This is a genomic window from Pseudomonas sp. NPDC088890 (genome assembly GCF_044900155.1).
GTDB lineage: Bacteria > Pseudomonadota > Gammaproteobacteria > Pseudomonadales > Pseudomonadaceae > Aquipseudomonas > Aquipseudomonas urmiensis.
Genome location: NZ_JBJDNG010000002.1, coordinates 98,876 through 112,340, shown reverse-complemented (window position 1 = coordinate 112,340; position 13,465 = coordinate 98,876). Strand labels below are relative to the sequence as shown.

At 60.9% G+C, this 13,465-nt stretch carries 6 protein-coding genes; 2 read left to right on the top strand and 4 right to left on the bottom strand.

Annotation, left to right across the window (positions count from 1 at the left end):
• Positions 1 to 142 precede the first annotated feature (142 nt).
• Entirely contained in the window at positions 143 to 1,714 is a 1,572-nt protein-coding gene (locus ACI2JX_RS05335) for a hypothetical protein (protein ID WP_404689567.1), read from the top strand.
• Between the two features lie 83 nt (positions 1,715 to 1,797).
• On the opposite strand, the gene ACI2JX_RS05330 is transcribed toward ACI2JX_RS05335, so the two are convergent.
• The 3 genes from ACI2JX_RS05330 to ACI2JX_RS05320 form a co-directional block, all read right to left on the bottom strand.
• Entirely contained in the window at positions 1,798 to 5,850 is a 4,053-nt protein-coding gene (locus ACI2JX_RS05330; protein ID WP_404689566.1) for a dermonecrotic toxin domain-containing protein, read from the bottom strand.
• Between the two features lie 218 nt (positions 5,851 to 6,068).
• Positions 6,069 to 7,031 carry an aliphatic sulfonate ABC transporter substrate-binding protein gene (locus tag ACI2JX_RS05325; protein ID WP_404689565.1) on the bottom strand — a complete coding sequence of 321 codons (963 nt, stop codon included), beginning with the start codon at positions 7,029 to 7,031 and terminating at the stop codon, positions 6,069 to 6,071.
• A 15-nt stretch (positions 7,032 to 7,046) separates the two neighbouring features.
• Positions 7,047 to 8,012 carry an ABC transporter substrate-binding protein gene (locus ACI2JX_RS05320; RefSeq protein WP_404689564.1) on the bottom strand — a complete coding sequence of 322 codons (966 nt, stop codon included), beginning with the start codon at positions 8,010 to 8,012 and terminating at the stop codon, positions 7,047 to 7,049.
• Between the two features lie 560 nt (positions 8,013 to 8,572).
• Here ACI2JX_RS05320 and nhaA point away from each other — a divergent pair.
• A complete protein-coding gene (nhaA, locus tag ACI2JX_RS05315) occupies positions 8,573 to 9,763 on the top strand; it encodes a Na+/H+ antiporter NhaA (RefSeq protein WP_404689563.1) in 1,191 nt (396 codons plus the stop codon).
• Between the two features lie 69 nt (positions 9,764 to 9,832).
• Here nhaA and tssM read toward each other — a convergent pair whose 3' ends face one another.
• Complete coding sequence (gene tssM, locus ACI2JX_RS05310) at positions 9,833 to 13,465, bottom strand: type VI secretion system membrane subunit TssM (protein ID WP_404689562.1); 3,633 nt, start codon at positions 13,463 to 13,465, stop codon at positions 9,833 to 9,835.

Sequence of the window (13,465 nt, the reverse complement as noted above, 5' to 3'; positions counted from 1 at the left end):
CAGCCCGCCCTTGAGCGGGCTGGTTGGTTTTTGCGCTGCCGTAATCTCCTGGCTGAACACGCAGAGCGCAATAAGTCCTCAGGTTTTCTAGTGGCATGCCGATATCAAGGGCTACAGCCTAAGATCTGCACGGAAGCCGACCATGAATGCGATCACTGCCGCACAGCGCTTCACACCTGTCTACACGCCACCGGTGCGTACGCTGGCGCCCATTAGCACCAACAGCCAGAGCAACACCGCCGCAGCCACACCCAGCACTAGCGTGAGCCTCGGCCAGAGTCAAACCACGCCGGTGCAAACCTACAGCCCCAACGGCTTGGCCAGCACTGGCCAGGTGCGCTACATCTGGGAAAAAGACAGCGGCAACAAGCTCGGCACGGCCATGACCATCGCGGTGCAAGCCTCGTCCAATGGCGGCCGCTTCGGCGGCATTGGCGCAGCACTGCTCGACCAGTTAGCGGCCAATGGTGGGCACAACATCTCGCAATCTGTGCTCACCTTCTCAGGCACTGAACAACCTGATGCCACAGGACTGCGCCTGCAACAGGACAGCCTGCGCGAAAACGCCGCCAATAAGGTGACGTTCAATCTCACTACGGCTTCAGGCGCTACGGTGACGCTGTCGTTGGCCAGCGGCGAACAAGGGCTGGCGGTGAGCGCAGAAGTGCAAGGCGGCCAGCTGAACGCAGACGAACTCAAGGGCCTGGCCGGGCTGGCGGATGGTTTCCAGTCCGCCCTCACCGGCCTGACCCAAGTACCACCGCGGGTACAGATTGGCGACTTGGTAAAGGTCGATCCTGCGCTGTTCACCTCACTACAGCTCAACGCCAGCCTTGATGTAGGCGGAGAAAAACAGACCTTTGACCTGCGCCTGGACGAGCAGTCGCGCAGCCTGGCCTTGCAAGGTCCGTCAGGGCGCGTGCAGCTTGACCTCGACGCCTCCAGCACCCGGCTTGGCAGCTCAGCGCAGCGTCAGGCGGCGATCGACAACTACCTGAGCCAGTTCGACGCGGCGCAAAAACGTGGCAAGGGCGACGAGAACCTGATGCGCCAGTTCAAGGACGCTTTCACGCAGCTCAATGCCGCGGACAATGGCAAGAAGGCAGTCAACGACCGTATCTCGCTGATCGATACCGGCTCGCGCGCCTTGCTCAGTGGCCTGGCGGACTTTTCCGCCTCGATCAGCCAGACACCTGGGCAAAGCAACCCCCTGCACCCTGAGGAATCAGACCGCTTCAGCTATCGCGCTTCGCAGTCGACCAGCCTCAAGGGCAGTGGCTTGAACCGCTCAGTGCAACAAGACCAGCAAGCTGAACTCAAGGCTGCCTATCACAAAGGCCTGAACCCCCTGGTGGACATGCAGCTTGGGATGGACCGCGAATCCCAGAACTACAGCTACCACGAGATCAACGACCAATCGAGCAGCTCCACCCGCCTGGCCTATGACAAAGGCCGGCTAGTAGAGGCCAGTGCTACTCAGCAAGCCAGCCAAAGCGAGCGAGTGCGCACCTACGTCAAAGGTGAACTCACCGAAGATGTGACCACACCGGCCTCGGCACGCCAGTCGCGCAATCTGCTGGGCGTGCTCGATGATGTGATGCGCCGTGAGCGCAACGCTCGCGAGCAAACCGGCGCCTCGATCCTCGATGACGCCTTGCAAAGCTTGCGCAGCCGCTGGCAGCTGCAGTCGGCGCCGTCGGCGATTGCCGGCTAAGCCTGCTGCGAGTCGCGCTCATTCAGGTCTTTTGCCTCAATGAGCGCGGTTTCCCAGGCCTGTCAAAGCCTCGCTTGTTCCCACTAAACACTACGTCCCTGGCGGCTCAAGGTATCGATACGCATCTGTGCAGCCCGCCAGCGCGCCAAAGCCTGCTCGTCCAACGGATTATTGGCCAGATTGACCCGATGCGGATGCTGGTGGACCCATTGCAGCGCCTGCTCACTCAACTCCACGATCAAGTTGCCGGCCATATCTACATGCAGCTGCGGATGGGCCTGCAGGAACGCTAGCGGAAACTCAGTCAAGCGGGCCTCGCGTAGCGCCAAGTGACGCAGGTGGTCCAAATTGCGCAGCGGCGGGATCATGCCTATCGGGTTACGGTTCAGGCTCAAGGTCTGCAAGCGGCTAAATGCCTCAAGCCGCTGCCCGCCTGCGAGATCGATGACGATCTGGTTATTGCCCAGATAACACTCGGTCATTTGCCGTAACCGTTCCAGACCAAGCGGAACTTCAGTGAGCTGGTTGGAGGCCAAGTTGAGAATCCTCAATCGCGTCAGATTGCCAAGCGCAGTTGGCACCGCAGACAAGTTGTTCGCGCCCAGATGCAGATGCAGCAACCCGACTAACTGGCCAAGCGAGTCAGGCAGTTCCGTCAGCTGGTTGTTGGCCAGGTTCAACTGATTCAACCCGGCCATGCGCTCGATACCCGGCGGTACAACCGTAAGCTGATTCCTGCTCAAGTTCAGGTACTGCAGCCCAGTCAAGCGTTCAAGCTGCCCAGTGAGTGCCGTCAGGTGATTACCGCTGAGGTCCAGTTGAGTCAGTGAAACGAGGTTTTCAAGGCCAGGTACGCCGGTCAGTTGATTGTCCTGCAAGTCCAGACGCAGCAACCGCGTAAGGTTTTCCAGCCCTGGTAGCTCGCTCAGCTGATTGTCATTGAGGCTCAAGAGAGTCAACTGCGTAAGCTGGCCAAGTCCGCGAACCTGGCTCAGCTGATTGCGCTGCAGGTCCAATCGCGTCAAACGCGTGAACGACGCCAAATCCGCAATCGTGGTCAATTGATTACCGCTCAGGATCAAGCTGGTCAGATTGGTAAAATGAGCCAAAAATGACTGATCGAGTGTCGCCAAACCGATGTTGCTCAAGCTGAGGTTGCGGATATGAGCGAAGTGCACGTTGGCCGGTAACGTGGGCAGCGTGCCGACACGCTCGCCCTCGACTCTCAAGGTACTCGTGCCACCGGGGCCGAAGTCGTGAGGTTCCCAGGCCTGAGCAAGCAACCGCCCAACGCGCTGGCGACTGGTGTAGGTTGCACCTGTCGCCTGGACGTACCAGCTCCATAGACTCGATCGCAAACCACGCACCTGGCTGCTCAGTTCGCTAAAGGCGGTCCACATCGTCCTTGCGGGGCGCTGGCCAAGCTGATGGGCCATCCAGGTTACATCCGCCGCGTGCCAATGCGGGAAGAGCTGACGCAAGCCGGCATGGATCGAGCGTCGAGCGGCTTGATCTTCGGTAGTGAGTACCGACCCGGTCAGTATCCTGTCGGGCTGCCCACCGCTCAACGGGTAGCCCAGACGACCATCACCCAAGCGCACCGGCGCACGCACACTGTCTTTGATCGGCGCCATACCCAGCAACTGAGCGACTCGCTCGCGTCGAGTCGACGCACGAACTGCCAGGGCCTCAGCCAACTGTTGTGCTGAGCGCCCAGCGCCCCCCATGAGCTGCTTCTGCGCCTCATCCAGATGTAGCCACAGCGCGGTGAACAAGCTGTCGCTCGGTGCAGCAGTCGTCGGCAAGGCGCCAGTGGCTGCCAGGGCTTTATAACCCTCCGCAGTCTTGACGATTAGCCGCACTTGCGCGGCCATGGCCGGGCCCGCTTCGGCCAGCAGGGCGCCGGTCGAAGTCAGATCGCGCAACTCGATACGCACTGCCGACGGCCATGGCGCCCAGTCGGCGATCAGGCCCAGTGCCAGACGTTGTCCATCAGCGTTGATCGCCGAGGCCTGATAGAAACCGGCACAGGCGCGGTCCAGTCGATAATCGCGGATCAACCAACGCGCTTCGCTCGCCAGGGCCAGCGGCACGCGCTGGGAGGTAAGCATCTGCTCGACCATCTCGGCACTTGCCTGGCTGACGATCTGCTGCGCTGCACGTGCGCTCAGGCTGGGGAAGTCGCGGCGCAACAATTGCTGGGCAGGCGTCAATGCCTCTTGCAGGGCGGCGAACTGCTGGTCGAATGCAGCGCCGATCAGGCCGGGCTGCTGTTCACGCAGTTGATACACGCGCAATGCGTCGTGCAAGCGCGCCGGGGCTGGTGCATGATCCAGATGCAAGCGGCGCAGGCGATCTTCATCGAAGCCGGTGATGTGCATGATCCGCTCTGCTGTGTGCTCATCCAGCTCGGCCCAGTCGCTGCCTAAGCGACGCAGCAGCAGCGCGGCACCCTGCCACTGCTGGGGGGTTTCCAGCTCATGGCGCCAACCACCTTCGCCATTGTCCTCCAGCAGCGGCATATAGGCATCAGGATTGCTCGGATGCTGGATGCGCAGGCCCTCGCCAGCAGCAGACTCGAGCACTTGATAGGTTGCCGAGGGCGTGCGCAACCGCAACTGACCGGCCATGTCGCTGCGCTCTCCCACCTTCAAGCCGAGATCGCCCAGGGCATAGCCAGGCAGCTCGGCGTCGATCAACTTGAGCGCACCTGTTGCGGCCTGGATCGGGATCAGCGCATCAACGTACGCTGATCGCTCGATCAGCCTGCCAGCGGCTACGCCCACTGCCGCAACCGCAGTGCCAATGGCCAGATTCTCAGCGACCCCCAGCAGGTGATTGAGCGCGCCCTGACGATCGCCCAAGCGCCAATCGGTATACCCCTCATAGACTTCCTTGGCAATTTGCCAAGCAGCAATGCCCAACAATGGCAAGCCAAGTGAAGGTAGGAAAAAACTAGCCAAGCCAAGCACACTCAAGCCGGCGCTGGCATAGGCGTCCGAGCGCCTGTCGCGCTCTGCGCTGACTACCTCGGCACTGGGCGTGGCCAACACCCGCGCGTCGTCGAGCACGGTGTCGATGCGCACTTTACGTAGATGGGCGAACAGTGGCGTGCCGATGCTGAAGTAGCGCCCGTCAAGTTCGATCGCAGCCGCTGTGCCAGCGCTCAACAGACGCGCCAGGGCACTAGTGAACGCGACACGATCACGTTCACTGATAAAGCGCTGGAAAAACGCCTGGTAGCCTGGGCTTTGTAACCGCCGGCCCAGACCTGAAAACAACTCATCCCAGGTTTCGTAGCGGCTCAGCGCGCCCTGCGGATCATCTGGAATCCACACCACTACTCCCTCCAACGGCGCAGAGGCCAAACCACCGCGACGCACTTCGAACGCCACCGCCCCGCGTACTTGCATACCCAGCACCCGCAGATCAAAAGGCAGCAGCCGCGAAGCATCGGAGGCCACCACCGACGCCTTGGCCACGACCGGAAGGAATTGGAAATAAGTGCGCTGATCAATATCGCCGCGCAGCGCCGCAAGGCGTACAGCCGCGTCAAGGTTTGCCCGAGCGCCCTCTTCCAGCAACGCTTCGATTTTCTTTCCGGCAGCGCCGGTCGCCGGTAGGACTGAGCGCAAGTGCTGCTGGTACTGCGCACCAATGTCCAGGCTACGGCACAACGTCATGAACGACTGCACCGACGGCGCCAGCGCGCCTTGAGCGTCCACCAGTACGGCAGTTTCAAGCCCACCCGATGGCGCCCTCTCGGCCGCAGCGAAGTTATGCAGCGCAGCTGCCAGCAGGCTGATTTCGCGGGTTTCCTTCACGGTCCTGCCCAGCGCGCCGGGGGCAACTGGGGCAATGATGACGCTGCTGGTGCGACGCAGCTTGGCCTGACGCACATCGATGGTGAGCTTAAATTCCGCTTGCATACCATTGGCGAGCACGCGTTCAGCGAATGTATCGAGCGGCGTAATCTTGGCAAACAGCGCCGCCAGCTGGTGCTGACTGCGCTGTTGCTGGTTCAGGCTGATGCGCAGCCGGCCAATGTGTTCTGCCGATGAGCCGGTCAGCCAAGCGGGTAGCTGGCTGGCAATCAGTGCATCAACGCAATCCTGGCGAAACAATCCTGCTGTCATGGGGCAATCCTGTCCTTGATGAGAAGGCCCTAAGCAGACCATCCCACAAGCCAGCATCGGCATTACTTAAAGCAATGGTGCTTTGCAAAGTTCGCTCAGGCTCACGGCGCGTCGAGCGCGTCGAGCGCCTCGAGGGCCTTGCCATGGACTGCCCGTAGCTACCCTCTAACGTCAGGGCAACGGCACTAGCTATGTCTGCACTACCCCGTTTCAGGCACTCATTTCCCCACTCGCGGCTCGAACAGGGTCACCGCACGCGCATCTACCGCCTTGGGCAGCAGGCCTTCACGCAAGAAAGCATCGGCAATGCGCTGTTGCTCAACCAGGTTATCCGCCTGTACCGGCTGCACCTCATAGCTGCGCCGGGCATTGGCCTGCTGCACCGTAGCGCTGTCCAGGTTGCCCCACAGCGGGCCAAGTACACGTGCTGCGGCCGCGGGGTTGGCCTTGGTCCAGGCGCCGATGTCACGCAGCGCGCTGTAGACTTGCTCCAGCACTTGAGGATGCGCCTTGGCATAGTCACTGCCAGCCAGGTAGTAGCGCTGATAGCTGGCAAGCCCTGTGCCGTCGGCGAGGATTCGCGCATTTTGCTGGCGCTGGGCGCTGGCTACATACGGGTCCCAGGTGACCCAGGCATCGACCTTGCCGTTCTCGAATGCGGCGCGGCCATCGGCGGGGATCAGGTAGGCCGGCTTGATATCTTTGAAGGTCAAGCCTGCCTTGGCCAGAGCCTGGATCAGCAGATAGTGGCTGCCCGCCGCCTTGGTCACGGCCACGCGCTTGCCCTTGAGGTCGGCGAGGGTCTTGAGCGGAGAATCAGCAGGCACCAGGATCGCCTGGGCACTGGGTGAAGGCGTTTCTCGAGCGAAGTAAGTCAAGCGCGCGCCCGCGGCCTGGGTGAACACGGGGACCGTGTCGGCGACGTCTGCCGACAGGTCGACATTGCCTAGGTTCAGCGCTTCAAGTAACGGCAGGCCACTGGGGAATTCATGCCAACTAACCCGAATACCCTCGGCCTGTAAACGCTGCTCGAGGGTGCCACGGGCTTTGAGCAGGGTGAGCAAGGTCGAGGATTTCTGATAACCGATGCGCAGGGTCTGTTCGGCGTTGGCGATACCCGGCAGCAAGCCGCCGAGCACTAGCCCAACGGCCAGATGGCGCAAGTGTTTGAATGCAAGCATGAGCTGTTCTCCCGATCAATGTTGCGCCGCAACCGCCTCGGCGTTCGGCACGCTGAAATCTTTGGCGAAGGTGGGTGACACATCCAGGCGCTGAGTCATCAGCCCATGGGCGTGATAGAAGTCGGCGGTTTCCTGCTGCTCGGCGATGGTCTTGGCGTCGATAGCCTGCCAGCGTAACTGGCGTCGTTCGAACTGCAGGCGAGCGGCGTCCTCAGGGAAGCCGATGATCTTGGCCAGGGTGTGCGAATAGCTGTCCAGGTGCTGATACGCCCACACCTGAGCGCCAGCCAGCCGCTTGAGGTAGTCCTGCAAAGCCGCATGGCGAGCTGGGTCGTGCAGCGCCTTATCGGTCACGGCGAGAAAACTGTTGCCGGTGGACAGGCCACGGCCATCGACCAGCACCCGACCCTGGCCACTCAACTCAGCCAGTGCGGTATAGGGCTCCCAGGTCGACCAGGCGTCGACAGAGCCATTGGCCAATGCGATCTTGGCGTCGACTGGGCCAAGGAAGCGCAACTCAACGTCCTTTTCACTCAGGCCGGCCTTGTCCAAAGCCTTGAGTGCCAGGTGATGACCGATCGAGCCGCGGCCGGTAGCGATGCGTTTGCCTTTGAGATCAGCTGCAGACTGTAGAGGCGCATCCGGACGCACCAACAGCGCCGTGCCATAGGGGTCGGATTTGTCCACCGCAACCGCTTTGACCGGCGCTCCGGAGGCCAGTACGAACAACAGCGGCGCATCGCCGATGATGCCGGCATCGATGGCGCCAGCATTCAGTGCTTCGGCCAACGGCGCGGCGGCGGGGAACTCGGCCCAGTGGATGTCGTAGGGCAAGTCGCGCAGGGCATCGGCAGCTTCGAGCTGAGCGCGCATGTTGCCCTTCTGATCGCCAATGCGCAGGGTCAGGCGGTCGGCGGCGAGCGCCTGGGTAGCCGCCAGCAAAGCGGCGGCGAAAAGCAGAAAACGCGAGCGGATTGGCATGGTGCTCCTTAAGGGTTGTCCCTGGCCAGGTACTAGCTGTCTGGGACAGACTCTATAGAGCATTTCTTAATTAATTAAATTGATTTTAGGAATAACCTAATATGCATTTTAACAAGATAGGCCAAGCACCCCAGTTCGAGCCAGCTCATGCCCCTGGAGCGCCGTGACGGCTGGAGGAGCGCTTCTAACGCACGTACCGAGGGATAAACCGCTGCTGACCAAAACCGGCTATTAGCAACATTTCGATGCATAAAACTGGAACATTGCCGCCAATATTCTGTAAAATTTTCGCCTGGCGTGTGCTGCGTGCGCCCGGGAGCCATCCCGAATACGGAGAACATTCATTTGTTTTCCGAGAGTCCGTCCATGTTGCATGCAGCTGTCCAATGTCTATGGTGTTTGCCGTTCCCGCTTTTTTTAGCCGGGTTGCGCACGCCCCTTCCCTTCTTCTCGCCTACCGCCGCACTGGTTCGGGTCAACCCCTACCGGCGCTTTGCTGTGCTCGCTAGTTGGCCAACCGCAGCGGCATCGAGGGCGAATCCATGAACGAGGACCTTCCCATGAACGTTTCCCTACCTACCGCCGAGCGCCGGCCCTTGCTGCAGCGCTTGCTGGCCAGCGAGGCTGCTGGTGGCGTGCTGCTGATGCTCGCTGCCGCCCTCGCCATCGTCATCGCCAACAGCCCCTGGGCCAGCGCCTATCAACACCTGCTGCATCTACCGGTAGGCCCGACCTTCACTGACAAGCTCGGCCCGATGACCGTGCACCACTGGATCAACGATGGCCTGATGGCGATTTTCTTCCTGATGGTAGGCCTGGAGATCAAGCGCGAGATGGTCGACGGCCGCCTGGCGACCTGGGAGCAACGCCGTCTGCCGGCGCTGCCAGCGCTAATGGGCATGGCCGTACCCGCGCTGATCTACCTCAAGGTTTCAGCGGTCGAACCGGGCCTGGCCAGCGGTTGGGCGATCCCCGCCGCCACCGACATCGCCTTCGCCGTTGGCGCCCTGGCCCTGCTCGGCAAGCACGCGCCGCTGTCATTGAAGGTGATGCTGGTGTCAGTGGCGATCATCGATGACATGGGTGCGGTGGCGATCATCGCCTTGTTCTACACCTCATCGATCGACCTGCTCGCCTTGGGCACTGCAGCGGGCATCGTTGCCCTGCTACTTGGCCTTAACCGCATGCGCGTGGTGACGCTGTGGCCTTACCTGATCGGCGTTGCGGCGCTGTGGTACTTCACCTTGCTGTCCGGTGTCCACGCGACCATTGCCGGCGTCGTCGGCGCCCTGCTGATTCCGTACAGCGCAGGCACCAGCGACAGCCCGCTGCTCAAGCTTGAGCATGCCATCGCGCCCTGGGTAGGGTTCCTGATCGTGCCGGTATTCGGCTTTGCCAACGCCGGTGTTTCGTTCGCCAACCTGAGCTGGAGCGATGCGCTGGCGCCACTGCCACTGGCGATCGCCCTTGGCCTGTTGCTGGGCAAGCAGTTGGGCGTGTTCGCAGGGGTGCTGCTGGCAGTGAAAACCGGCTTGGCCTCTAAACCGCAGGGCGCCAGCTGGCTGCAGATCTACGGGGTGGCAATGCTCTGCGGAATCGGCTTTACCATGAGCCTGTTCATTGGCGAACTGGCGTTTCCAGGGCAGCCGGAGCTGATCGATCAGGCCAAGATCGGGATTCTGCTGGGGTCGTTGCTGTCGGCGGTGATTGCTTGCGTGATCTTGCGCTGGGCGCCGAAGACAACCGAGTAAGTGGTCTCTCACACGATAAAAAAACCGGGCCTTGATGGCCCGGTTTTGCTTTCGACTCGCTCCTTGCGCCTACCGTACGCCAGTGCTGGTAAGCGCAGCCTGAACCGCCCGCGGGCTACCTTGCTCAAGCAAGGTGCGCGGTAGCCTGAAGCCTTTGAACGGCTGCTGGGTGATCGGGTTGAATGCTTTCTCCGAACTCAGTTGATAACGCATCATGCCGTCTCCTGTACGGAAGCTCAGGTCGACACTGGTCGCCGTACGCCCATTGAGGGCGCCCCGACTGAGCAAGCGGAACATCGACCAGGGCCCGCGATACTCGAGACTGCTGCTGTTGCCATTGAGCTTGAGCAAGGTCAGGTTGCTACGCACCTGCGGGTTCAAGGTATTGGGCCAGATCACCCCGGTGATCAAGCTGGGTCCATGGGTGTAGGAAATCAGCTGGCCATCCAGGTCAAGCACACTGGTACGCTGGTTCGCACTGAGCCCCAAGGGTTCGATGCTGAACTGCACACTCAGATTGCCTCGGTGATCGAAAAAGGTTTCGCGGATTCGATCTGCTATCTCTAACTGTTCGATGACATCGGTGCGTATCAGGTAGCTGCCACGATTGTCGGCATAAAGTGCATCGAGGTTGTCCTTCAGAAACACCTTAAGGTATTGATCCTGGAACTGCTGCAGGCGCCCCTTGGGCCCAAAGAAGGCCTCGAAATCATCCAACGCCGCATCGGGGGCTCGCGCAAGGAATGGATAACGCCCCGCGAGCCGCTGCTGGAAGAAGCTGTAGACATCAGCATCCCAACGCCGCTCCAGCTCTCGCAAAGCTTCGATTACCAACACTTGGGCAGTTTGCTCGGCAACCTTTTTAACCTGCTGGCGGATGGGATCAGGCAGGCCGGTAGAGACCCGCTGCAGGGTTGCAATCGGATCAGGCCCCTTCATCGAAAAGCGCTGCAGCACCACCTGCAAGGCAGCCTTGCCTCGATCGGGGCTATCTTGCACGGCCTTGGCGTAGTCATAGAGCGCGATGATAGCGCTGAGGGTTTCGTCGTAATAACTTGGCCGCTCACCCCTCGCCTCGAGCATTTCATTCAAGCCGGTGAACGCCCTGCGTATTCCTCCGGCCTGTTGTTGGGCAGGCTCCACACCTCCCGCCAGCGCCGTGACAGCCTCTGCTTGCTTGGACTGTGCGGCGGCCAACGAATCGATGGTGGTGTTGTCGCGCACCGTCTCCAACAAGCGGCGCAGCGGCGCTGCTGGTCCTGTGATGTGGTCGAGGACCGAAACCCCATGGCTCAAGTCGTGAAAGTCCGTCACCGTAAACTCATTCAACGCCCGTCGCCAACTGTCGATGTAGTCAGCGCGGTACAGGCTGCTGATCTTCTCAGTCAGTGCAGCGCGGTCAGCCGCGGAGTAGTCCAGTTGACGCCGCTCACCCAGGGCCCACTGGTCGATCATGGCCATGTCTGTAATGTGCTCGCTGTGCGGTTCGAAATAGTCCCTGAAACCCTTAGCCGTCAGCAATGGCGCCAGCAGGATGCGGTCGCTCGTTGTCACGTTTTCTGAGGTTGGCTGATAGACGACGTCGAACGCAGGCCCTATCTGATGGCGCAAATCCAAGCCTGTATGCAACTGATCTTGAGCCTGCCGCTTAAGGCTTGCATAGACACGCTGCGCCAGCGGGACTTTACCCAGTATCTGCTGGACTTCACTGATTCGCTGCCGGAACTGCGGTAGATCGGTGTCGGCGTAGGCCAAGGCGTACTGCAGGTGACGCATAAGGTCACGCTGTAGCTGCCCCTGCCCAGGGTAAGCAGATTGCCATTGGTGTGCCATCCAATCTTCTACCCACTTCGCTCGCCGGTTCTGCCGGTCCTCGATCATCCGATAGACCCTGAGCGCCGCCATCTGTTGCTCGCTACCCTCGTCGGCGGCATTTATCGCGTCGACGACTCCACTGGCAAGGGCCGGCAGGAAACGCCGCGACAGTAGCGTCAGGTAGGCCTGATCGACCATCGGACCAATTGCACGGCCCTGGTAGAGGCCAAAGTCGGCCACCACCGGCCACGCAGCGCGATAGTCGCCAAACACCGAAACGGCCTCTCGGATCTGATCCAAAGGCACCAGCAGGTTGCGGCCGGTAGGATCCAGGCGCTGATCGACTTCACCCTCGCTGAACGCCTGACTCTTGGCCAGCACGCTGATCGCTTGTTCCCGGTTGTGATCAAAGTAGCGATGCCAGCTTGTCCCAAGCACGGCAAAGGCCAGCACACCAACGCCCGAACTGAGCCACAACAGACGGCGTTTGTCGCGAGCGACTTTGACGTTGTCACCCGCCAATCCCGCTTCGGGAAATATCGCCCGCTTGAACACATGCTGGGCAAAATAGACCAGGGCTTTGCCTTGCGGCTTGCCATCGCTCAGCGGTGGCAGAACCTTGTAGGGTTGCGCCGCTTCGCGGACAAACGCGTTGTTCATCTCTCCCTGCTGAAACACCGAAGACAAGTACAGTCCGCGCACCAGCGCCGGCGTCGTGAAGCGATCGCTGGCCAATGCGTGTTGAAGGAACGTCATCAATGCCGGGCGCAGCCCCATCAACTGCCCCTGCAACGAAACCAGCCGCTGGCGCTGCTCAGCGCTGCTCAAGCCGCTCATGCTATCGAGCACCATTTCCTGGGCGATCTCGATCAACTGATCGTAATGGGCGATTAGCTCATCCAGCCACGCGTCGAATGAACGAATGGCATCGAGCTTGAAGCTGAATCCAAGCATGTGCTCTCGCTGAGACTGGCTCATGCGCGCAAACAGCTGATCGAAACCGTCAAGCAGATCGAACTTGCTCAGCACCACGTACAAAGGCAAACGTGAGCCCAGCTGACGGCTCACCTCATACAGCCGGGTATGCAGCACATCAGCCAAGGCCATGCGCTGCTCGGGCGTCGAACGCAACAACGATGCCAGATCGACCACAAGCACCAGACCATTCAAGGCTCTACGGCTGCGCTTGCGCGCCAGCCAATCCAGCAGGTGCAGCCAGAGCTTGGCCTGAGTACCCACAGGCAGGACGGGTGACGGCTTGCCGTCAGCGTCAGGCACAAGGCCCTCAAGTGACTGCTGGGTAATCAATTCGCCAGGAGGATCGATGATCACTGCCTCATTGCTGATCCACCAGTCCACCGGGTAGGCGAGATCGTCATCCTGGCGACTGAGCGCCTGTGCCTTGCTGATACGGGTCAGAGAGAAATGCTGATCGGAACGAGTGATGAAGCTGGTCTTGCCAGCGTTTTGCTCACCGACAACCAGATACCACGGCAACTGATAGAGCCCACGACGACCGCCGGCATTGTCCAGATAGCTTGCCAGCCCTCGTTCGAGCGCTCGCTCCTGTGCTTGCACGAACGGCAGGCTCGGATCTGCCTCGACAGCGGCCTCCTGCTGACGCTGTGCTTGGAGCCGACGCAGGCGCGCAACTAGCACCAGCGACGCGCACAGCAAAGGCACCAGTACCACCAGCAAACTGGCGATACTGCGGTGCGCCAGACTGGCCAGGGGCTGCTGCGCACGCCAAGTCCACTGCGGGCCAAGCCACCAGATGGCGACCAGCAACAACACCCCAGCCGCTGCGAGCAGCAGCGGCATGGCCAGCCCTGCGCGGGTGGCCAGCGGCAAGCCCAAACGTTTCAGATGTCTCCAATATGTGCTCAT